General features: G+C 61.5%; 21 protein-coding genes. 6 read left to right on the top strand and 15 right to left on the bottom strand.

Translation table 11 applies throughout. The annotated features are described in order from the left end of the window. Positions 1-3 precede the first annotated feature (3 nt). The 5 genes from N2603_RS26170 to N2603_RS26150 all read right to left on the bottom strand — a co-directional run bounded on the left by N2603_RS26170 (position 4) and on the right by N2603_RS26150 (position 3,319). Positions 4-405 carry an SPW repeat domain-containing protein gene (locus N2603_RS26170; protein ID WP_260384399.1) on the bottom strand — a complete coding sequence of 134 codons (402 nt, stop codon included), beginning with the start codon at positions 403-405 and terminating at the stop codon, positions 4-6. A 223-nt stretch (positions 406-628) separates the two neighbouring features. Next, positions 629-1,174, bottom strand: a complete 546-nt coding sequence (locus tag N2603_RS26165) for a DUF1993 domain-containing protein (RefSeq protein WP_260384398.1) — start codon at positions 1,172-1,174, stop codon at positions 629-631. Between the two features lie 160 nt (positions 1,175-1,334). Further along, positions 1,335-1,910, bottom strand: coding sequence for a cytochrome P460 family protein (locus N2603_RS26160; protein WP_260384397.1), 576 nt, complete (start codon positions 1,908-1,910; stop codon positions 1,335-1,337). 209 nt (positions 1,911-2,119) lie between these two features. Next, positions 2,120-2,275 (bottom strand): hypothetical protein, encoded by a 156-nt coding sequence (locus tag N2603_RS26155; RefSeq protein ID WP_260384396.1) that lies wholly within the window; start codon positions 2,273-2,275, stop codon positions 2,120-2,122. A gap of 3 nt (positions 2,276-2,278) precedes the next feature. Next, the gene (locus tag N2603_RS26150; RefSeq protein WP_260384395.1) at positions 2,279-3,319 is read right to left on the bottom strand and encodes a hypothetical protein; all 1,041 of its coding nucleotides are present in this window, start codon (positions 3,317-3,319) and stop codon (positions 2,279-2,281) included. Positions 3,320-4,003: 684 nt separating this feature from the next. On the opposite strand from N2603_RS26150, the gene N2603_RS26145 reads away from it, so the two are divergent. The 6 genes from N2603_RS26145 (at position 4,004) to N2603_RS26120 (ending at position 12,348) form a co-directional block, all read left to right on the top strand. Then, positions 4,004-4,837, top strand: a complete 834-nt coding sequence (locus N2603_RS26145; protein ID WP_341850457.1) for a GMC family oxidoreductase — start codon at positions 4,004-4,006, stop codon at positions 4,835-4,837. After that, positions 4,783-5,712 (top strand): GMC family oxidoreductase, encoded by a 930-nt coding sequence (locus N2603_RS44880; RefSeq protein WP_341850456.1) that lies wholly within the window; start codon positions 4,783-4,785, stop codon positions 5,710-5,712. Before N2603_RS26145 ends, N2603_RS44880 begins: the two co-directional genes overlap by 55 nt. 79 nt (positions 5,713-5,791) lie before the next feature. Next, positions 5,792-6,922: an efflux RND transporter periplasmic adaptor subunit gene (locus N2603_RS26135; RefSeq protein WP_260424260.1), complete on the top strand. Its 1,131-nt coding sequence runs from the start codon at positions 5,792-5,794 to the stop codon at positions 6,920-6,922. Next, complete coding sequence (locus N2603_RS26130) at positions 6,919-10,098, top strand: efflux RND transporter permease subunit (protein WP_260384394.1); 3,180 nt, start codon at positions 6,919-6,921, stop codon at positions 10,096-10,098. The genes N2603_RS26135 and N2603_RS26130 overlap by 4 nt, the downstream gene beginning before the upstream one ends. Positions 10,099-10,168: 70 nt before the next feature. Beyond that, positions 10,169-10,618 carry a DUF983 domain-containing protein gene (locus N2603_RS26125; protein WP_260384393.1) on the top strand — a complete coding sequence of 150 codons (450 nt, stop codon included), beginning with the start codon at positions 10,169-10,171 and terminating at the stop codon, positions 10,616-10,618. 5 nt (positions 10,619-10,623) lie between these two features. Continuing rightward, positions 10,624-12,348, top strand: coding sequence for a glutamine--tRNA ligase/YqeY domain fusion protein (locus N2603_RS26120; RefSeq protein ID WP_260384392.1), 1,725 nt, complete (start codon positions 10,624-10,626; stop codon positions 12,346-12,348). 109 nt (positions 12,349-12,457) lie between these two features. Here N2603_RS26120 and N2603_RS26115 read toward each other — a convergent pair whose 3' ends face one another. From N2603_RS26115 to N2603_RS26070, 10 genes are all read right to left on the bottom strand, one after another. Continuing rightward, the gene (locus N2603_RS26115; protein WP_260384391.1) at positions 12,458-14,665 is read right to left on the bottom strand and encodes a xanthine dehydrogenase family protein molybdopterin-binding subunit; all 2,208 of its coding nucleotides are present in this window, start codon (positions 14,663-14,665) and stop codon (positions 12,458-12,460) included. Positions 14,666-14,669: 4 nt separating this feature from the next. Next, entirely contained in the window at positions 14,670-15,125 is a 456-nt protein-coding gene (locus tag N2603_RS26110; RefSeq protein ID WP_260384390.1) for a (2Fe-2S)-binding protein, read from the bottom strand. 89 nt (positions 15,126-15,214) lie between these two features. Further along, the gene (locus N2603_RS26105; RefSeq protein ID WP_260384389.1) at positions 15,215-16,132 is read right to left on the bottom strand and encodes an NADP-dependent oxidoreductase; all 918 of its coding nucleotides are present in this window, start codon (positions 16,130-16,132) and stop codon (positions 15,215-15,217) included. A 65-nt stretch (positions 16,133-16,197) separates the two neighbouring features. After that, complete coding sequence (locus N2603_RS26100; protein WP_260384388.1) at positions 16,198-17,115, bottom strand: NADP-dependent oxidoreductase; 918 nt, start codon at positions 17,113-17,115, stop codon at positions 16,198-16,200. Positions 17,116-17,313: 198 nt separating this feature from the next. Further along, on the bottom strand, positions 17,314-17,808 hold the full coding sequence (locus N2603_RS26095; protein WP_259235066.1) for a DUF3788 domain-containing protein: 495 nt from the start codon (positions 17,806-17,808) through the stop codon (positions 17,314-17,316). A gap of 77 nt (positions 17,809-17,885) precedes the next feature. After that, entirely contained in the window at positions 17,886-18,587 is a 702-nt protein-coding gene (locus tag N2603_RS26090) for an FMN-dependent NADH-azoreductase (RefSeq protein WP_260384387.1), read from the bottom strand. Positions 18,588-18,631: 44 nt separating this feature from the next. After that, a complete protein-coding gene (locus N2603_RS26085) occupies positions 18,632-19,177 on the bottom strand; it encodes a carboxymuconolactone decarboxylase family protein (RefSeq protein ID WP_260424259.1) in 546 nt (181 codons plus the stop codon). A 35-nt stretch (positions 19,178-19,212) separates the two neighbouring features. Then, complete coding sequence (locus N2603_RS26080; protein ID WP_260384386.1) at positions 19,213-19,848, bottom strand: nitroreductase family protein; 636 nt, start codon at positions 19,846-19,848, stop codon at positions 19,213-19,215. Between the two features lie 707 nt (positions 19,849-20,555). Further along, positions 20,556-20,897: a c-type cytochrome gene (locus N2603_RS26075; protein ID WP_260384385.1), complete on the bottom strand. Its 342-nt coding sequence runs from the start codon at positions 20,895-20,897 to the stop codon at positions 20,556-20,558. A gap of 60 nt (positions 20,898-20,957) precedes the next feature. After that, the gene (locus N2603_RS26070; RefSeq protein WP_260384384.1) at positions 20,958-22,718 is read right to left on the bottom strand and encodes a GMC family oxidoreductase; all 1,761 of its coding nucleotides are present in this window, start codon (positions 22,716-22,718) and stop codon (positions 20,958-20,960) included. Positions 22,719-22,723: the final 5 nt, after the last annotated feature.

The raw sequence follows: 22,723 nt of genomic DNA, 5'->3' as shown, positions 1-22,723 counted from the left end.
CCTTCAACCCGCCGTGCGCGTGTCCAATCGCGAACGCGCCGCGACGGGCCTCTCCGGTGCGTTAAGGACTGACGTCGTGAGCAGGACGGCGGCGGCGAGGACCCAGTAGTACCAGGCGTCGAGCCCAACGAATTTGAAGGCAAACGGAGCGATGATAAACACAACCCCGACGGCGCGATCGACCCAAAGGTGGAGCCAGTAGGGAATGATGCGGACGAGCCCGGTGGGATGGTCGGTCAGGGCGGCCAAGAGTAGCGCCGCGACACCGACGACAACCGAAAGCCACATTGCGACCGGTCCGCTCTGGCCGAGCTTCAGCGCGAACGGCGCTCCGATCAAGACGATCGCGACGGGATAATCGATTAGGTAGGCGTGGATAGACTTGGTGATGAAGCGGAACGACATCAGTGACTCCTACGTTGTTGGTTGCTCGACCGGGTCCTTGCGACGCGGAGAGTGCATCCAGGCAAGAGGATGATCACCGCCCTATGCTGGCAGGCACCCTGCACAACGTCACAGGTCAGCCCGGTTAGATGCACAGAAAAGCTATGCCGGCACGCTAACCTTTGGAAATGTCCGGTCGTTATGGTTTCCATTCCACTCGCCCCGCGCCATGGAAGCGCGCCTCTTACGAGTAGTCACCGCCGCTTTGCTGAGTGAGGTTGCCGAGGTAGTCACGCTTCCCGATCGTCGCTCCAAGGTGCCGGAGGATCGCGTGCGCAATCGAGATGTGGAAGAAGAAGTCGGGCAGCACCAGGTGCCGGATGTAGTCTTCGCCGCCGAACCACCCGCGCACGATAGGCGGCGTCAGTTCGTATGTGTGGGACTGCGCGCCGGAAATCTCGTCGGGCTGCACGTCTTGAAGGAAACCGCGAGTCTCAAGGAGCCGCCTTTTTAACGCTGGATACATCATGGGGGTGTTTCTGGGTGCTGGCGGATCATGCTGCATCAACTTCGCCACATGCGCCTCGACCTTATTGCAGCTTACGGAGAACTGTTCTCCGAAAGTAAGCATGTTGGACGCGAGCCGCTCGCCAAGAATTCTCCCAGGCTCAAACGCCTTGGTCCGTTCGAGTGCTTGGGCGTGGTCGAGATAGTCGTCCATTACGTTCAGTCCATGCACCATGACAGGGATTGTGATGTCATAGACCGAGAAGGACACGCCGAACTCCATGCGCTCGTTTGTAGTCTGAAAGTCGGTCCGACCCGACAGGTCGATAACCGAAGTGAATGGTCACAATGACTCCTCCTATCTCACGGCTTGCCACACCAGCTCGCCGGACTGGGGCTGCACGAAACAGCAGCAGGAGGAGAGCGCCTACGCATGCGGCCGCCTAGTGCCGCAGGACGGGATATCCGTTCACGTAAATCCAGTCGGTGGCCTCGGCGGGCACATGGCACCCCTGGCAATCGGTGTGGTAGTCGGTAGAGGTAGTCTTGAGCGGCTTGTCCGCGTCGAACCACGACCATCCCCACCCGTCGCCCCACAACGGGTTGTCGGGATGCGTTCCCTTGCTGTCTTTCACCATGACGAACCAGCCCTTGAGCTTGTCGGCGTGGCTTACTGTGCCGGTGGTCATCTCGTTCGTCGAGGTCGCGAAGACCTCTTTCACCAGAACGGCGCCGTCCGGGAAGTGTCCCGTCTTTTGGTAGGCGTCGATCGCCCCCGGGGATGCGTAGACGGTGTGCATTTCCTTCGAGCCCTGGCCGCTGTCGGCGGCAATCGCCCAGCTCCCCAGCGTTTGGTAGACGGTTCGGTAGTCTGTCGGCACGCGCAGGTGCCCGGAGGCGTCCACCACGTTCGCGGTTGGGCCGGTCGGAGCCGCTCCGCTGATCTGAGCGAGCGCCGCTACGGTGCCGGCGACCATGGAAATGGCAACAGCCAGGCCGACAGTCCTCGATAATTTCATTAGGCGCTCCTTTGCTGTCCGCGCACGGCACGGCGGCTCGTCACGATGGCTTCAATCAATGTCGAGGCAGCCGCGTGTTCGGCCGACCCAGTGGACCTCAGGATCGGACGCAGCCGGCGAAATTAGAAATTCCGTTTGGACATACATTCGATAAGCATGGGGTATCATTGCCTAAAAGCGCTGTGCGCGTGCGTCCCGTCCGTCTTCGATCAACCGTCGAGGACGCCGTACAACACCGCCTTGAGGTCAAATGACAGCGAATCGGAGAGGTCAATCACCACGTGGGGCGTCGGCAGGCCACCCAAGTCCGATTCCACGCGCGCCTTGCGCAGAACGGCGTATGCGACTGCGATAATCTCGTTCACAAGTCACGAAGCCAATGCACCGATCCTGACGCCGCACATTCCCGCGATAATCGCGGCCGCGACGATGGCGCTCATCGCGACGCAGAAACTCCAAAGGCGATTGGCATTACGTTGATCGACACCGTGCGTGATCAGCACCACTCTCAGCCCTGAAGCAAGGTGGCTCAGGACGAAGAAGGCGCCGAGCGCGTAGTGAGGCAGCAGACGGATATTCCATGCGTCATGAATGAGCCCAGTTGGGGCTCCGATCGCGAAACTCCAATCTGTCGGTATGCCGAGAAAGCTTCGCGCGTAGACAAAGACCGAGTTCATGTGGCCGAGAATGTACACTGAGAGATAGGCTCCCGAAGCGACCTGATAGGTCCGCTGGAAGTCATGCGCTGCGGCGCTCCAGCGCCATGCCAGAAAGAGGCCAGTGCCGATCTGGAAAAGCATGGCCGCCACCAACAACGGTTCACCTACGGCAGAGCGATAAAACACCCGTCCGATCTTCATAACGGCCGCATGCGCATCCGGCCCTATCAAGCCGAACAGATGATTGATGAGATGAAACGCAACATATAGGGACAGGACCGCGGCCGTTACCCCGTGGACCACTCGCCAACCCCCGACTGCAGGCACAGCTGCAGCTACGGGATCTCGGTTAGCCTGCGACCAGATCGCGATTGCGAGCCAAATCGCGCACCAGACGACCTCGTCGGGAATTGGGCTTTTGATCATGGTCTGGACAACGCCGAGAAAGACATAGAGCGTTGGCGACACTACGCTGGCATAGGCGAGGCGTCTTGAACCGGGATTGGACGTCGGACGACAAGCCAGAGCGATCCCAAGAAACGGCACGACGAGCGCAACGACCAGGATGAAGGTCGCGCTGGCGATTGCGAGCGGTGGCGGGCTTACGGCCTGCGTGCCGACGATGGCATGAAAAGCATTGAGCAGAAATGGATAACAAATCGCCGCCGCTGCGGGAACCAGAGCCAAATAGTCAAAGTGCTTCTCAAGAAACCTCGTGCGGTTCTGCCGACGAACGAATGCTTCCATCATAAACCTATAATGCCACAACAAAGAAACCGGCGTACGAGACGACTTCCAAGTCAGGTTTGAAAACTGCCTACGCGTATTGCCTGGCGGCCGTGCCGTCGAGCTAGTGAGTGCTCCGATCTGTGTCAAGGCAACGGGCGATGGTTGCTTCAGCCGAAGCTTCCGCAGAGTCTGGTCATCTCCTGAGCAATCTTCGAATGCGTTGGCGCGCAAAATGACCAATTCGTTCAAGAGGGGCTAGGTCGTGAAAATGCGTTTGAGTTATTCATGCGGATCATGAATGCCCACAGTGCCCCGCGCGCTTCTTGCCGTTCTCGTGCGTGATGTACGATCAACTCTCGGGGCTCACTGCACAAATTTCGCGGCACCCAGTTGTGCAAGCCGCGACGGCATTCATTGCCGATTCAGCGACTGAACGCGGCTTAGAAATCTCTGCAGAATGGAAACGTCACTTTCGCGCGCCATGCGGCTAGTGGCATTCCTCGGTACAGCATCACGCCGCGCGGCGAGCGGCAATAACGATCGTCTATCGACTCCATGGCGAGAGGTGATTTCCCTCGCCGGCGTTGCAAGGTCACTCTCGAAGCGCATGGTTCAATCAATCTCGGGATCAGGCACCGCGATGGCGCGCCGCCAGTCACGGGTGTTGATTGAACGATACAAATGGCGCGAAAGAGAAAGACGATGATGTCCCAAAAAGCCTACGACATTGTCATTGTTGGTGCGGGCGCGGCCGGCTGCGTCGTTGCGAGTTATCTCGCGGTACACACCGATGCTTCGATCGCGCTGATCGAAGCGGGCGATACGGATCGCGATCCGTTCATCCACATTCCTGCTGGCTTCGCCAAAATACTAGCCCACGACCGGCATGTCTGGAAATACGAGACGGTTCCCCAGCACGGCACCAAGCGAGCATATCGCTCAGGCAAGGTGCTCGGCGGCGGCTCCTCGATCAATGCGATGTGCTACGTCCGTGGCCAAGTACGCGACTACGCCGCGTGGCAGGACGCGGTCGGCGACACCGGCAAATGGTCGTATGAAGACCTGCTTCCCGTCTTCATGGCGCAGGAAGACAACGACACCTTCCACGACGAATATCACGGCATCGATGGTGGTCTGGCGGTCCAGCTGCCCAAGGGCATCAACGAGCTGAACCAGTATTGCCTCAAGGCCTTCCAGGAATATGGGCTTCCCTATAACCCCGACTATAACGGCAAGAGCCAAGTCGGCGTCTCGCCGGTGCAGTCAACGGTCGGAAATCAGCGCCGGTGCAGCGCGGTCGACGCTTATCTGCGTTCGCACCTGGCCTCAGGCCGCATCACTCTTCTCACCGGCAAGACGGTCGCTCGCATCCTCGTCGAGAACAAGCGGGCTGTCGGCGTCGAGCTCATGGACAACGGCCTTGAGACGATCATGGCCGGCGAGGTTGCGCTGTCGGCCGGCACCGTCATAGCCCGAAGATCCTTATGCACTCGGGCATCGGGCCGGCCGAGCAGCTGCGCCAGCACGGTATCGCGGTGATCGTCGATTCTCCGGAGGTGGGCGAAAATCTCCACGACCACGCGATCGTGCCGGTCCGTGCCTACGTAAAGGGCGATCTCGGCTATCAGGCAGCCGCGCAGGGCCTCGGCAGCGTGAAGGCGGGCCTGCGCTATTTCGCCACCAAGGATGGCCCGGCGTCAGGCAACGGCATCGAGACGGTTTCCCACTGGAATCCGTCCGACTTCACTGCCGATCCTACGATCCAATGCTATCACGTGCCTATCATCGCGGCCGATGGAATCAGCCCGACGGGCGATCGATCCGGCATTACTTTCGAACTCGTGGTGCTTCAGCCCAAGAGCCGTGGCTGGGTGCGGCTGGCCGACAGCGACCCGACGTCGATGCCGCTCATCAACCCGAACTTCATGGGTGAGGAAGAAGACCTGAGGGCCGCGGTGGAATCGGTGCGCGCAATCCGCAAGGTCATGGCGCAGGAGTCGCTGGCGCCGGTGATCGCGGAAGAGATCGAGCCCGGCCCGCGCATCCAGTCGGACGCCGAGATCGGCGAATGGGTGAAGCGTGCCGTGACGACGATGTTTCATCCGGTCGGCACGTGCCGGATGGGCCAGGATGCGCGAGCGGTGGTTGACGCAAGGCTCAGGGTCCGCGGGGTCGATGGCCTCCGGGTGATTGACGCCTCGATCATGCCGAACATCACTAGCGGCAACACGAACGCCCCGACCCAGGCGCTCGCGCGCCACGCCGCGGCAATGCTGGTCGAGGATCTGAACCGGACTTGGGGAGCTCCGGCGCAAGCTGGCGACGGCGCTGGCAGCAGTCTCCCAGCCCGTCGATCTCTCCTTGTCAATTGCAACATTCTAGGTCCTTGGGGAGACGGAAGTGAGTGTGCCTGACAGAACGGAGTATCCGGCTCCGGCGACCCGGCTCGATCACGGTTCGTTTCGCCGCCTTGCACGATGCGGCGGCGCACCGATCGGTCTGCTGTTCGCGCTCGCGCTCGCTGGCTGCGACGAGAAGGCGCAATCGCAGGCGGCCGCGCCTCCGCCGCCGTCGGTGACGGTGGCACAACCGGTCAAACGGAGCGTCACCGACTGGGACGAGTTCACCGGCCGCTTCGAGGCGATCCAGGAGGTTCAGGTCCGTGCACGCGTCGGCGGCTTCGTCACCAATGTCGAGTTCAAGGACGGCGACGTGGTTCATGCCGGCGACCTCCTCTACATCATCGATCCGCGGCCGTTTGAGGCGGTGGCGGAGCAAGCCAATGGCCAGCTTGCCGACGCCCGGGCAAAGACGGAGCTTGCTAAGCGCGAGCTCGATCGCGGCCTGAAGCTTGTCCAGACCAGCGCAGTCTCCGAACAGGTCGTCGACCAGCGCCGCCAGGCCCTGCAGGCTGCGAACGCCGCTGACACCATCGCCGAGGGTGCGCTGAAGGCAGCCCAACTCAATGTCGAGTTCACGCATGTGGTGGCGCCGATCACCGGCCGCGTCAGCCGCCATCTCGTCAGTGTCGGCAATCTCGTCAGCGGCAGTGACAATGGCGCATCCACATTGCTGACCACCATCGTCTCAACGGATCCCATCTACATCTATTTCGATGTCGATGAGGCGACCTACCTGAAGAACAACAAACTGTGGTTCGAGGGCAAGAGGCCGAGTTCGCGCGACACGGCCAACCCCGTGCAGGTGACGCTTACCGCCGAGACGAAACCCTCGCATGAGGGCAAGATGGATTTCCTTGACAACCGGCTCGACGTGTCGACCGGCACGCTGCGCAGCCGCGCGATCATCCCCAACCACGATCTGTCCATTCTGCCCGGACAATTTGGTCGCGTGCGGCTGATCGGCTCCTCACCCTATGAAGCGTTGCTGTTGCCCGATACGGCGATCGCGACCGACCAGTCGCGCAAGATCGTATTCGTGGTGAAGGATGACGACACGGTGGAAGCGCGCGCGGTCGAGCTCGGGCCTTTGGATGAAGGCCTGCGCGTTGTCCGCACGGGCCTCAAGCCGAAAGATCGCGTTATCATCGACGGCATCCAGCGGGCCCGCGTCGGCGCCAAGGTCGCACCGAAGAAGGCCGAGAGCGGCGGCAAAAAGTCATGAATCTCGGGCGTCTTTCCATCAATCAGCCCATTTTGGCGATGGTGCTGTCGATCGTGCTCCTGATCGTGGGAGCGATCGCCTACAGAACGTTGCCCGTCGCAGAATATCCGGAAGTGGTGCCGCCGACCGTGGTAGTGACCGCGCAATATCCGGGCGCCTCCGCGCAGACCATCTCGGATACCGTCGCCGCTCCCATCGAGCAGCAGATCAATGGCGTCGAGGACATGCTGTACATGTACAGCCAGGCGACCTCGAATGGCCAGCTTACCATCACCATCACCTTCAAGCTCGGCACTGATCTCGACAAGGCGCAGGTGCTGGTGCAGAACCGCGTAGCAATCGCGCAGCCGCAATTGCCGGAGGAGGTGCAGCGCAATGGCGTCGTCACCAAGAAGGACTCGCCCGACATCCTCATGGTCGTGTTCATGCTGTCGCTCGACGATTCGCTCGACCAGCTATACATCTCCAACTATGCTTTGCTGCAGGTGCGCGACCAGTTGCTGCGGCTTGACGGCATCGGCGACATCCAGATCTTCGGCGCGCGCGATTATTCGATGCGGCTGTGGCTTGATCCCGACAAGATCGCGAATCTCGGCCTGACTTCGAACGATGTGGTTGCGGCGGTCCGCGCCCAGAACCTGCAGATTGCGGGCGGCCAGCTTGCGAGCCCACCGATTGCCGACCGCGCCTTCCAGCCGAACCTAACTTTCGTTGGCCGGCTGAAGGATCCGTCCCAATTCGAGGACATCGTCGTCAAATCGGGCCAGGACGGCCGCATCGTGCGCCTGCGCGACGTGGCGCGGATCGAGCTCGGCGCGCTCGACTATTCCACCAACAGCTTCCTGTTCCGCAAGTCAGCGGTGGCGTTGCGGGTAACGCAGCGGCCAGGATCGAACGCGCTTGCGACCGCCAAGGGCATCAAGGACACGATGGAAAAGCTGAAAGCCGGCTTCCCCAAGGGGCTCGACTACAATATCGGCTACAACCCCACCGAGTTCATCCGGCAGTCCATCAGCGAGCTGATCAAGTCGATCTATGAAGCGATGGCACTGGTTGTCATCGTGGTTCTGGTGTTCCTGCAGGGCTGGCGTCCGGCGATCATCCCGATCGTGGCGATCCCGGTGTCGCTGGTTGGTACCTTTGCGGCCATGGCAGCCCTCGGCTATGGCATCAACAATCTCACGCTGTTCGGACTTGTGCTCGCGGTTGGCGTCGTGGTCGATGACGCCATTGTCGTGGTCGAGAATGTCGAGCGGCATCTCGCGCAAGGCTTGAGCCGGCGCGATGCCGCGCTGAAGACGATGGAGGAGGTCGGCGGTGCGCTGGTGTCGATCGCGCTGGTGTTGTGCGCTGTGTTCGTGCCGACCGCGTTTCTCGGTGGCATTACCGGGCAGTTCTTCCAGCAGTTCGCGGTCACCATAGCGGTCGCGACAGCAATCTCCTGCTTCTGTTCGCTGACCCTGTCACCGGCACTGGCTTCGCAGATCCTCCTTCCGCATGCGGAGAAGCGGCCGCCGGCTGCCTGGAATTTGATCGCGCGCGGCTGGGAATGGTTTACCAGTCTGTTCAACCGCGGCTTTGATTGGCTGTCGTATTTTTATGCTGACGTCGCACGCTTCGTGATCCGGCATCGCGTGGTGATGCTGCTCGTCTATGTGGTCCTGATCGGCAGCGCCGGCTGGCTGCTTGTCACCACGCCGCAGGGCTACATTCCGCCACAGGATCGCGGCTACGTGATCATATCGGCGCAATTGCCAGGCGCGGCATCGCTGGCGCGGACCACCGAGATCGTTCGCAGGATCGAGAGCATCGCGCTCGATACGCCTGGAATTTCGCATATCGCGGTCTTTGCAGGTCTGTCTGGAGCGACCCGCACACAGGCGAGCAACTCGGCAGCATTGTTTCCGGTGTTCGAAGAACCGGAGGTGCGCCTCAAGAAGGGACTGAACGCGCGGGTGATCACGGCGGATCTGCGAAAGCGGCTGTCGGCCATCGAAGGTGCGTTCATCATCGTGATCCCGCCACCGCCGATCCCCGGCATCGGCACCGGCGGCGGCTTCACCATGCGCATCCAGGACCGGCAAGGCCGTGGTCCGAAGCTGCTGGCGGCGGCGACCGACGAACTCGTCGCAGCGGCGCGCAAGTCGCCGCTGCTCCTCGCCCCTACTGTGTTCTCGCCGTTCTCCGCGAACACGCCGCAGGTCTTCGTCAACATCGATCAAGTCAGGGCGCAGAAGCTCGGCGTTCCCATCCAGAACATTACCGACACGATCCAGACCTATTTCGGCTCGACCTATGTCAACGACTTCAACCTGTTCGGCCGCACCTATCACGTCACCGCGCAGGCCGACCTGCCGTTCCGGAAGGAGCGTCCTGATCTTGCGCGGCTGCGGACCCGCAACGCCAATGCCGACACGGTGATGCTCGGCAGCGTCGTAGATTTCAAGGACGTCTCGGGTCCCGATCGCGTCGCCCGCTATAATCTCTATCCGGCGGCCGAGTTGCAGGGCGAAGGCTTGCCGGGGACGAGTTCGGCGAGCGCGATCGCCGCTATGAAGAAGCTCGCCGAGGATAAACTGCCGAGTGGCTTTTCCTTCGAATGGACCGACCTGTCCTATCAGCAGGTCACCGGCGGCAACACCGGATTGTTCGTGTTCCCGATCTGCGTGCTGTTCGTCTATCTGGTTCTGGCCGCGCAATACGGGAGCTGGAGCTTGCCGTTTTCCGTCATCCTGATCGTGCCGATGTGCTTGCTTGCCGCCACTATCGGGGTGCGCATTATGGGCCAGGACGTCAACATCCTCACCCAGATCGGCTTCATTGTGCTGGTGGGATTGGCCGCCAAGAACGCGATCCTGATCGTCGAGTTCGCGCGGGACATCGAGCTCGAGGGCAAACCGCGTCTGGAGGCGGTGATCGAGGCCTGCCGGTTGCGACTGCGGCCGATCCTGATGACTTCGTTTGCCTTCATCCTCGGCGTGCTGCCGCTCGTGATCTCCGCCGGCTCCGGATCGGAGATGCGCCAGGCGGTCGGCGTCGCCGTGTTCTTCGGCATGCTCGGCGTCACGCTGTTCGGCCTGATCTTCACGCCGATCTTCTACATGGTGGTGCGCAACCTCGCGGAAGGCAAGAACGAGCGCAAGCCGACCCGGACGACGGCGGCTGCAGCGGAGTGAGTTGCGGTGACGCCGATGCGCGATGAAGCCGGAATAACTCATGCTGCCATGTGAGGCAGGAGGACGGGCGATGGCCACGACGGTTGAAGGCCCTGTTGGAAGTCACGACAACGACTGGACGTCTGCAGAGACTGCCGCCGGGCGTAATGTTGGCCTCTCCCTCTGGAGAGGCGTTCGAGGAAGGTGCCCTCGCTGCGGGCGCGGCCGCCTGTTTTGTGCGTTTCTCAAAGTCGACGACCACTGCTCTGTCTGCCGCCTCGATTTCACCGGCCACCGAGCCGACGACCTGCCGGCCTACTTAGTGATCGTCATCGTCGGACACGTCTTGGTTCCGGTAATTCTATGGATCGAGGTGGACTATGCACCGTCGCTGACGTTTCAGCTTGGCGTCTACCTTCCGATTACGGCCGTGGCCTCGATAGCTCTCCTGCAGCCGGTCAAGGGCGCCGTCGTGGCGTTGCAGTGGGCGTTCAGGATGCATGGCTTCGGCGCGCACCCGCCCGACGAACTCCAGGCTTGAGGCGGATGGTGCCTCAACAGAACGACGTCGGAGACGCGGGCGCGAGCGCCAGCAATTTCATTCGCGGTATCATAGCGTCTGACGTCGAGACCGGCCGCACGCGCGTCGTGGTCACGCGCTTTCCACCCGAGCCGAACGGCTTGCTTCACCTGGGGCACGCGAAGTCGATCCTGCTGAATTACGAGCTTGCGAAGGAATTCGGCGGCCGCTGCAACTTGCGTCTCGACGATACAAACCCGGCAAAGGAGAGGGTGGAGTACATCGACGCGATCAAGCGCGACGTCCAGTGGCTCGGCTTCGATTGGGCACAGGGATTCCACTTCGCCTCCGACTACTTCGAGCAGCTCTACGCGTGGGCCTGCCACCTCGTTCGCATCGGCAAGGCCTACGTGGACGACCAGTCCGCGCACGATATCAGAGAGGGCAGGGGGACATTGACGAGCCCTGGCCGGAACAGCCCGTTCCGCGACCGCAGCGTGAGGGAAAATGCTGAGTTGTTCGCGCGGATGCGCGCCGGCGAGTTCAGGAACGGCGAGCGGGTTCTCCGCGCGAAAATCGACATGGCGTCAGCGAACCTTAATCTGCGCGACCCCGTCATCTATCGTATTCTCAACGCCAGCCATCCGCGCACCGGCACGGCCTGGCACATCTACCCGAGCTATGACTTCGCACACGGCCAGTGTGACGCCATCGAAGGGGTGAGCCACTCGCTGTGCACCCTCGAGTTTGAGGATCACCGACCTCTTTACGACTGGTTCCTCGACAACCTCCCGGTGCCATCGCGACCCCGACAATATGAGTTCGCTCGCCTGGGTATTACGCATACCGTCCTCTCAAAACGCGCGCTGACGGAGCTAGTGCGCGACGGCCACGTGGCGGGCTGGGATGACCCGAGGATGCCGACGCTTGCAGGACTGCGCCGACGGGGCGTGCCTCCCGAGGCGGTGCGTCGGTTCATACGCGGCATCGGAGTTTCGAAGGCCAACAGCACGGTCGACGACGGTGTCCTGGACGCAGCGATCCGGGATGTCCTTAATGAGCGGGCTCCCCGACGACTAGCGGTGCTCAAGCCGCTCAAGGTGACAATTGAGAACTACTATGTCGGCCGGATAGAGGAGTTAATTGCTCCAAACCACCCGGCGGACCCGGCCTTCGGGACGAGAGTCGTCCGGTTCTCCCGCGAGGTGTACATCGAGCAAGACGACTTCCACGAGGCACCACCACATGGTTTCCGGCGCCTCGCGCCGGGCCGCGAGGTGAGGCTCCGGTACGCCTACCTCGTCACTTGCCGTGATGTCGTGAAGGACGCAGCAGGCCGTGTGGTCGAGCTACGCTGCACCAACGACCCCGACAGCAGGGGTGGCGCCGGCGGGCGAAAAGTCGGGGCGACAATCCACTGGATCAGCGCCGTTGATGCTTTGCCAGCAGAGGTCAGGCTCTACGGCCGGCTCTTCTCAGCAGCAAGGCCGAGCCCGACGGACCTCGCGGCCGACCTCGACCCACATTCCATGCATACGCTACGCGGCTGCCTCGTCGAGCGCGCAACCGCCTCCGATCCCCATGGCGAGGCGTTGCAGTTCGAGCGCCAAGGCTATTTCAGCCACGACGATGATTCCCGACCCGAACGGCTGGTCTTCAATCGAACCGCCTCGTTGCGCGAGAGCCCGGGAAAGCCACAGCACCCCCGGAGCAACTCCTTGCTACAACCCAGGCGGCGCCGTACTGTCTGAGGCCACTCCCTCGAGTGGTGCATCTCGCGGAATCGTCCCATTCGGGGCCAGTCGGCTCCGGACAGTCATCCCGTGCGCGCTGCGACGCGCACTGGATGACGGGCAAGGACTATGACGACGACTTCAGCAAATCCGTGTCGAACGGCAGCCTGCGCAAGCGCTTCCCGGTGGCGGCGAAGATCGCATTGTTTACCGCAGCACTGACAATGGCCGTCGGAGCTTCACCAATGCCACCTGGAGCCTCTGCGTTCTTGATCAAGTGCGTCTCCACCACCGGCACCTCGTCGATACGCATCGGCAGATAGCTGTCGAAATTGCTCTGCTCGACGCGTCCATCCTTGAAAGTGATTGACCCATGGAGCGCAGCGGTCAGCCCGAAAAGCGTTCCACCTTCAACCTGTGCTTCGATCGTATCGGGATTGACGTACATGCCGCAATCAACCGCACAGACGATCCGCTTTACCTTGACAGAGCCGTCGGCCGCCACTTCGACCTCGGCGACCTGCGACAGGTAACTTCCAAATGCGAATTGTACCGAAATCCCGCGGCCATGCCGTGCGGGAAGTGGTGATCCCCACCTTGCTTTTTCCGCGGCAAGGGACAGAACACCAAGCGCTCGTGGATTGTGACCGAGCAATCCCTTGCGATAAGCGACAGGATCCTGCTTTGCGGCATGCGCGAGCTCATCCATGAAGCTTTCGACCACAAAAACATTGTGAGTCGGTCCGACGCCGCGCCAGAAAGCCGTCCGGACACCAGGGGGCTCGACCCGGACATAGTCGACGTGGATATTGGGCAGCGCATATGGCGGCTTGGCCGCCGCTTCTACGACATCGAGATCCAATCCGTCCTTGAACCAATAGGGAATATAGCGAGCGGCGATTGAGGAGCCGGCGATCCGATGCGTCCAGGCAACCGGCTCGCCGACCGCATCAAGTCCGGCCGACAGTCGATCGAAGTAGTACGGCCGATACATATCGTGCTGGATGTCTTCCTCGCGGCTCCAGATCACCTTCACCGGGCCATCGACGTGCTCGGCGATCTTGACGGCCAGCACCGTGCCATCGGCCTCCAGCCTCCGGCCGAAGCCACCGCCAATCAGATGATTGTGAATTTTGATCGCATCCCTTGGCAGACCGCTGAGTTCGGCGACCAGAGACTGCGTGAGCGATATCGCCTGCGTCCCGACCCAAACGTCGCAACGATCCTTCTGCAGATGAACGGTGCAGTTCATCGGCTCCATCGCAGCATGGGCCAGGAAAGGCACCTGATAGACGGCTTCGAGCCGTTGCGCCGCTTGAGCAAGAGCCTTCCCTGCATCGCCATCTCTACGGGCAACTGCGCCCGGCTTTTTGGAGTCCTCCTCCAATTGCTTGACGATATCGGCGTTGTTAACCTTGCCATTCGGCCCATCGTCCCACGTGATGGCGGCAGCCTCGAGCCCCTTCTTCGCCGCACCCATGTGATCCGCCACGACTGCAACAGCTTCATCGATATTGACCACCTGCCGGACGCCCTTCACTGCCAGCGCGGCCTTCTCGTCCACCGTTTTCGCCTTGCCACCGAGCACAGGCGAAATAGCAACCGCGGCAACCTTCATACCCGGCAATCGTGCGTCGATGCCGTAGAGTGCGCGCCCATCGACCTTTATCGATGAATCTACGCGCCTGGCACGCGTGCCGATCAGGGTGAAATCCTTCGGATCCTTCAACCTAACACTTGCTGCGGGTGGCACCGGCAATTTCGCTGCAGCCTTCGCAAGTTCACCATAGCTCAGATGCTTCGAGCCGGATGCATTGAACACGACGCCGTTCTTGGCATGGCAAGTCGCTGGATCGACATTCCACCGCTTGGCAGCAGCCGCAATCAGCAGATTACGACCCACTGCGCCTGCCTGACGCAGCGGCGTCCAGAAGGCACGTACGGAGGAGGAAGCACCTGTAGTTTGAATGTGCAGGAACGTGTTGGCGTAAAGTGCATCATTTGCCGGCGCATGCTGAACCTGAATCTGGTCAAGCCCCACTTCCAGCTCTTCGGCCAGAAGCATCGAGAGCGCCGTGTACACCCCCTGTCCCATCTCGGCCATCGGCATGACCAAGGTCACGGTGTCGGTTGGATTGATCCGTATAAATCCATTTAGCGCGAAAGTATCCGTGACCTCGTTTTCGACCACCCGCGAAGCAGGCGCCGCGAAGACGGACGCCGTGCTTGCACCGGTCAGCGCAAAACCAAGCAGCAAACCTGTGCCGTGAAGAAAGGCGCGCCTCGACACCGCTGTTTCATCGGCAATCCGCTCTCTCAGAATAGGCCCATTCATGATCTCAAACTCCCGCGGCGTGCTTGATCGCAGCGCGGATGCGCTGATACGTGCCGCAACGGCACACATTGCCCGACATGGCGGCGTCGATGTCGTGATCCGTCGGCTTCGGCGTGTCCTTCAGCAGCGCCGCCGCCGACATGATCTGGCCGGACTGGCAGTAGCCGCACTGCACCACCTCCAGCTCCAGCCACGCCTTCTGCAAGGCCGCGCCCTGCGGCGTCTGGCCGATCGCCTCGATCGTGGTGACCGCGCTCTCGCCGACGCTGTCGACCGTGGTGATGCAGGACCGCGTCGCCGCGCCGTCGACATGCACGGTGCAGGCGCCGCACAGCGCCTTGCCGCAACCGAACTTGGTCCCGGTCATGCCGAGCACGTCGCGCAGCGCCCACAGCAGCGGGGTGTCGCCGTCGACGTCAACCTCATGGGGTGTGCCGTTAATCTTCAACATGAAAGCCATGACGGCCTCTTGGTGGCTGCGACTGATAGGATGCCGCCCGCCGACTGGACAGCGCCGGCCGGCCGCGTGCATCGATGGACGCGTGTCGCTCAAGGACGAACGCGGATGACTGTCTTCCCGCTGCGTCGCTCGGTCGCGTTGAAGGTGGCGACCGCATCGTCGAGGCTCGAGACGGTGCCGATGTTCGTCCGCAATCGGCCGTTCCGCACTCGCTGGACGATCTCAGTTAGCTGCGCACGATCGGACTCGACAACGAAGTCGACCGCCAGGCCGTCGGCGGGCCGCGCCTCGGTCGGACCGACGATGGACACCAGCGTTCCTCCGCCTCGAATCAGGCCTGCGGACCGCTTCTGGATGTCGCCGCCGATGACATCAAACACCAGATCGACTCTGCCGACGTCTTCCAGGGCGTCGTTCTCGAGGTCGACGAACTCTTTCGCGCCGAAGTCGAGCGCCTTCTGACGGTCGGCGGCGCGTCCGGTGCCGATGACGTGGGCGCCGGCCTCTCGTGCGAGTTGCGTCACCATCGACCCGACTGCGCCGGCCGCGCCGTGCGCGAGGACGCTCTGCCCCGCCCGGAGACGGCCGTGCTCGAACAGTCCCTGCCACGCGGTTAGGCCTGAGATCGGCAGGCTCGCGCCCACCGTGAAGTCGACGTCGCCCGGCAGCGGCGCGAGGTTGCGTGCCTCGATGGCTACATACTCCGCCAGGGAGCCGTCGCGATACCAGTCGGCGAGGCCGAACACCCGCTGACCTACCGACAATCCCGTCGTGCCGTAGCCGAGAGAGGTAACCACTCCGGCCAGCTCGTGGCCGGGGATCGACGGTGTTCGGTCACGGTCGCGGCGATCGGTCCAGGTCGGGGGCCACGTCAGCTCAGTCGGGACGAACCCCGACGCATGAATCTGAACGACGACGTCATTTATCGCTGCCTGCGGCTCGGGCCGCTCCGCCAGCTTCATCCCGGCCGTTCCCGCAGCCTGGTCCGTTACAACGATCGCCTTCATGTGAATTGTCTCCTCGGTCATTTGTCTCTTTGGTGGAAGTGTCGCAATGACAAGCGCATGTCGCCTCACGGACGAACGCGGATGATCGTCTTCCCGCTGATCCGCTTGGTCGGATTGAAAGCGGCGACGGCATCGTCGAGGGTCGCGATGTTGCCGATGTTCGTCCGCAGTCGTCCGTCCCGCACCCGCTGGACGATCTCACTCAGTTGGGCGCGATCGGACACGAGAACAAAGTCGATCGTCAGGCCATCGGCCGGCCGCGCCTCGGTTGGCCCGGCGATAGTCACCAGTGTTCCTCCGGCTCGAATCAAGCCTGCGGACCGCTTCTGGATGTCGCCGCCGATGACATCGAACACCAGATCGACGCCGCCGACGTCTTCCAGCGCGTCGTTGTTGAGGTCGACGAACTCCTGCGCGCCGAAGTCGAGCGCCTTCTGACGATCGGGGGCGCGTCCGGTGCCGATGACGTAAGCGCCGGCCTCGCGTGCGAGCTGCGTCACCATCGAACCGACTGCACCGGCCGCGCCGTGCACGAGGACGCTCTGCCCCGCCTGAAGACGGCCATGCTGGAACAGCCCTTGCCATGCGGTCAGTCCCGGCATCGCCATGCTGGCGCCCACTGTGAAGTCGACGTCGCTCGGCAGTGGCGCGAGGTTGCGTGCCTCGACCGCTACGTATTCCGCCAGGGTGCCGCCGCGATATGAGTCCGAGAGGCCGAACACCCGCTGTCCGGCCGACAGCCCCGTCGTACCGTAGCCGAGAGCGGTGACCACTCCGGCCAGCTCCTGCCCGGGGATCGACGGTGTTCGGTCACGGTCGAGGCGATCCGTCCAGGTCGAGGGCCATGTCAGCTCACCCGAGGTGAATCCCGACGCATGAACCTGAATGACGACGTCGTTTATCGCTGCATGCGGCTCGGGCCGCTCCGCCAGCTTCATCCCGGACGTTCCCGCAGCCTGGTCCGTTACCACGATTGCTTTCATGGGAATTGTCTCCTCAGAGATTTATTGGTTCGGGGTAAATTGCAGGCGTGGAAGGTCTTTTCGATCTCTCACGCAACTGGTTATCGGCTCGACGCCTTCCGCGACGACCTTGATGTCGAATTGCTGTGTGATGTCGGCGCGACCGCTGCTCGCGTTCCTCGTAGCCATCGCGCGGCGAACCCAGCATTTTTGCGAACTTCAACCGCGCGACGGTGGCGGGCGCTTCAAAGTGAGAAGCTCCGCCACATCGTGCAGATCATCCGCCGATGAGATGGCAACTGTCAGCCATTTTCCGTCGATGTATGTTTTGGCTTCGTCATAGAGCTTGACCAAGTGCGGACGCCAGACATAACGCCGCTCCTCAAACTTCTCTCGTTCAGCTCCACCCATGACCACCACGGTCGAAAACAGCCGATATTCCGGCACCAAGGTGCAGAACGCCCTGGTCTTCTTGTAGCGCAAGGACCAACCGCGGTTTCTGCCACCGTAGAGCCAGTCCGGCGCGAAAACTCCAGGGTAGAATTCGACGATCCAGTTCCGCAGCTCGGTCCAATACCCGAACGCCTTTGGTCCGATCCACTCGCGGACGGCACCATCATCGGGCGGTGCTGATTTGTCGGTGATCCTGTCGCCGATTTTGGGAAGCGTCACGCCATCGGCGGCTGTTACTCTCGTTCCGATAGGTAAAATCATCAAAAGACCTCGTGCTCATAGTCCGGCGGAGGCCGGAGGATTATGATGCGGGCGTGCCAAGCGCTTGCGGCGCGCCCTTAGTACGACGCTCTCCGGAGCATGGGGGGGGCCTCGCGATGCGGTTTGCCGGTGCCTGAGAGCACTGCAGGGCAGCCATCGACGCCTCGAAGCTCTCCCATGACAGTCAGATCGAGAGCGGCAAGCGCTTTCTCCCTCGCCAATGGAGCTTGCTCTCGGTCGAGGAACGCGGTGGCCTCGAGAGGGATAAATTGCTGGGTCTTCAGCCCAATGGAACTAAGTGCCAGCGACAGATATGGCGTGAGGAAGTCCGGCTGGTTGGCTCGGTCGCCGGTAAAGACGCCGCCAGAGGCGACGCCGATGAACACCGGACGATCCCGGAGCATTCCCACCTTTCCGGCGGGCGTCGACATCATCGTGCGACCGACGCGCAAGATTTGATCGATCCACGCTTTGAGGACCGAGGGAATAGCGAAGTTGTGCATGGGCGTTCCGATGACAACAACATCGGCCGCTTCGACTTCCCGGATAAGCGCTTCGGAAATATCCAGAGAACCCTTCGGCGGGGCGGCTAACGTGGCGGGCGACGCCAACGCGGCGGCATAGTTAGCCACGGTGTGGGGCAAGGGTTCGAACCCTAAATCACGCCGGGTAATGCTCGCCCCGGGCGCAACCTCGAGAAGCTTTTCGGCGATCGCGGCCGAAAGCTCACGGCTATGCGATTCTCGACGCGGACTGCTATCAATATGGAGAATGTGCATGTGATCGATCCCAATGGCTTCGACAAATTGCGAGGGGACAAAGCTCAGATCGAGCCGGCCGGCGCAACGGCAGGAAAGTCCTTCTCGGGATCGAACACGTTGTTGAAAAAATTCGTCAGGGAGTACATAGCCACCAGCGCGACGATCTCCATGACGTTCGCATCCGTGTAGCCTGCATTGCGCACGGCTTTCAGATCGGCGTCACTGACCTTGCCGCGGGTCTCGATGACTTTGCGCGCAAACTGGACGGCGGCGTCCCGCTTCGGGTCGCTTGCATGGCCCTTCCGAGCGAGAATGATTTCATCGGCCGGCAGCTTGGCCATATGGTCGGCCGTAAAGCTGTGAACTGTCAGGCAATAGTTGCAGCCATTCACTTCGGAGACAGCAAGGCCGATGCTGTCACGCGTCTTCACGTCCAGCGCCTTGCTCAAGGAGCCGAGCAGGGCGGCCCACGCGTTGAACGCGATCGGGCTATGCGCGAAGGTCGCCAGCATATTTGGGGTAAACCCGATGTTCCTGGTGAACGTATCAAGGGTCGGTTTTGAATCGGCCGGCACCTGTTCCGGCTTTAGAGCTGCACTTCTTGGCATCGTAGTCTTCCGTAAGTTGTGGGCTTTACTAATACTCAAACGAGATCCAGCACGTCGGCGACCGGACGGCGCGGCTTCTGCGCCCAGTTTCCCGGACGCTCCGGCCCCACGGACAACAGCATGACCGGTACTTCGTCCTCGGCCAGTCCGAACTCGCGGTGCACCGCTTCGGCGTCGAAGCCGATCATCGGCGTCGAACCCAGGCCCAGCGAGCGGGCCGCATAGATCATCGCAGCCGCGCCGAACGTGCCGCTGCGTACTGCCTCGTCGCGCTGGCGCTGCGGGTATTCCATGTACAGATCGCGTGCGGGGATTTCCCATTCCGGCACCATCTTTGCCGGCATGATGCCCGCTTCCACCAGCGGTGCCAGACGCTCTGGTACAACGCTGGAATCGGCCAACTGGCCGCAGACGATGAAGGTAACGGCTGCTTCGGTGATCGCGGGCTGATCCCAAGCGAGCGGACGCAACCGAGCCTTGGCTTCGGGCGTGCGTACGGCGATGAAGCGCCAGTTCTGCAAGTGGAAGGACGTCGGCGCGGTGGTACCGATTCTCACCAGCTCGCGGATTTGTTCGTCGCTCAAGGTGGCGGCAGGATCGAAGTACTTCGTGGCGCTGCGGCTCAGGATGCATTCGATGACGCCGTTGGTCATGGTGATTCCGTCAGTCATGGTGATTCCTATGGGTGAAGGGATAGGTTGAGGTACGAGAGTGCTTTCGCTTTCTCTGTTGAAAATGCTGCGGCGATGGGTCCGTTCGACATCTAGTGCCGGGAGCCATGGGTAGTTTCCGAAAGCGAAGGCAGAACAGTGTGACCTCGCTTCCAGAACTGCTTGGTGTCGGGCGGCGGCTTGACCAGTGACACATCAGCGTCCACTACGTTCGCGGTCGTACCGGCTGAAACCGCTTCGCTCATCTACGCGAGCGCCGCCACGGTGGCCGCGACCAGGGAGACCGCAACAACTGGACCGACGGTCCTAGGTGATTTCATGGGGGGCTCCTTTGTTGCCCGCGCGCGGCACGGTGGCTCGACGCAATGGCTTCATGCGATGTCGAGGCGGCCGCGTGTCCGGCCGACCCGGTGGCCCCAAGATCGGACGCAGCCGGCGAAATTAGAAATTCCGTTTGGTCATGCATTCGATAAGCGCGGGGTATCGTTCCTAAAAGCGCTGTGCGCGTGCGCCCCTTCTAGGAAGGGAACCGCATCGCGTAATCGCCGCTGCTTTCGAAGCGCGCAGGCAGCACGCTCGTAACGCATGGCGGTGAGGATGTCAGACACAGCATCACGCAATTCCGACGCCTGCACACATTGGTCGGCGGCATCGATGTTTTGCGTGCGAATGCATGGCGTCTTGCTGACGCCTCGCTCAACGAGCCGTTACTTCAACGTAGCGAGATAGGCAACGAGGTCCGTCCGGTCCGTCGGGTTCTTCAGCCCTGCGTAGGGCATCCTGTTTCCGGGAACCACTTGCTGTGGCGATTCCAGATACGCATCGAGGATCTTCGTATCCCAGACAATGTCGGACTTCTTCATCGCGCTACTATAGCTGAAGCCGGGAACCGTACCCGCCTTCCTGCCGTTGATTCCCCCAAGGCCCGGCCCGGCGCGACTGGCATGATCTGTCGCATGGCAAGCTGCGCAAGCTTTGAAGATGGTTTTTCCGTGCTCGGCGTCCTGTGCGTAGCCGAGATTCGCGGTTGGTCCCGCAAGTACGAGCACCGCGATAAACGCGCCAATCTTTCCCGCGCTTTCATAGGGAACGTCCTTTTCAGGTCGGGATCAGAGGTGGCGCGGCCGCGCCACATAATCGTTGAGGTCGTCGCCGAGTCGAAGCGCGAGAGCCCCTAGCGGGCCTGTCGGGTTGTAGCCTGCATTGAAGGGGTAGACGGATGCACCGACGACAAACAGGTTTTGCGCATCCCAGTGCTGCAGGTGAGGGGAGACGACGCTCGTCGCAGGATCGCTTCCCATAATCGTGCCACCAGTGACGTGGGTGGTCTGATACACGCGACTATCGTACGGCCCCTTGCGGGGGGCTGTCGGCGGTGCGATGTCGGCACCGGTCGCTTTGGCGATCTCGTCGATCTTTTTCGACAGATATACCGACATCTTGCGCTCGTTCTCGCGAACGTCGAACGTCATGCGCAAGAGCGGTTGCCCATAGGCGTCGACATAGGTCGGATCGAGGTCGACATAATTCTCCCGATGCGGATACCAGCTGCCATGGGCAGTTATGCTGAAATTATGTGCGTACCAATCGGCGTTGGCTTTTTTCCACTCCGCGCCCCATTTCGGCGTGCCGGGCGGCACAGCCCGGCTCGTAATCGGCCGTCCGTTCGTCACGTTGGCGTAGATGTAGCCGCCTCCGAAGAAGCCAAGACCGCTGTGGTCGAAATTGTCCCCGTTGAACTCGTCGATCACGGTCTGTGACGCACCGGACGCCAGGAACGGGTTGATCCAGCGGTCCTTGAAAAAGACACGCGTGCCGAACATCGTCTGGTGGCAGAAATTCTTGCCGACCAGCCCGTGACCAGTCTTGGGATTGTAAGGCGTCCCAATCCCCGCCATCAGCAGAAACTTGGTATTCGACATCGTGAAGGAAGAAAGTACGACGACGTCGGCCGGCTGTTCGTACTCCTCGCCGGTTACGCGATCGATGTAACGAACGCCTCTCACGCGTTTTGCCTTACGATCATAAAGAATATCGAGAACATGCGTTTCCAGACGCAATTCGAAGCTCTCGCGCGTTCTCAGCATCGGATAGAGCAGAACTTCGGGGCTCGCCTTGGCGTTGGCTTCGCAGATGAAGCGCTCGCAATGGCCGCAGAACTGGCACTGACCAAGCTGCATACCATCGGGATTGGTGTAGGCCTCCGGCGAATTTGCTGCCGGCAAGGGAAAAGGTTTGTAGCCTAGCTTCTTGGTTGCCTCGCTGAAGATCACGCCCGCTTCAGTGATAGGCAGAGGGTTTTGCGGAAACTCGTTCTGCCGTGGTGCCTCGAACGGATTTCCGCCCTCCTGCACCTTGCCACGCAGATTTCCTGCCTTGCCGGCAATGCCGAACAGCTTTTCGAACTGATCGTGATAGGGCTCCATCTCTGCATAGGTGACGCCCCAATCCTGGATCGCCATTTCAGCTGGAATGGCCTTCTTTCCATACCGGTTCTCAAGGTGGGTACGCAAAACAGGGTCAGACTCGCTCCAGCGCCAGGTCTGCCCGTTCCAGTGATTGGCCGCACCGCCCATTCCCTCGCCGGGTTTGAACGCCTGGAGACGTCGTATCGGCAGCGCCGTTTCGCCGCCATTATGGCGAAGCGTGTAGGTCTGGACGGACCAATCCTGAAAGAGATCACCATGCACGTCCCAGCGCAGTTCGTCGCGCTGCGACGGCAGGCTTGTTGCGGCGGTATGGGTGCGGTCGATTCCCCGTTCAAGGACGACGACATCGACGCCCTTGGCCGTCAGCTGGCGAGCAGCCAGCGCCGCCGTGAATCCTCCGCCAACGAAAACGACGGTGCGATGTTTCAAGCGTGTAGCCATGATTG

Source organism: Bradyrhizobium huanghuaihaiense, from assembly GCF_025200885.1.
GTDB lineage: Bacteria > Pseudomonadota > Alphaproteobacteria > Rhizobiales > Xanthobacteraceae > Bradyrhizobium > Bradyrhizobium huanghuaihaiense.
This window is presented reverse-complemented; position numbering and strand designations above follow the sequence as displayed.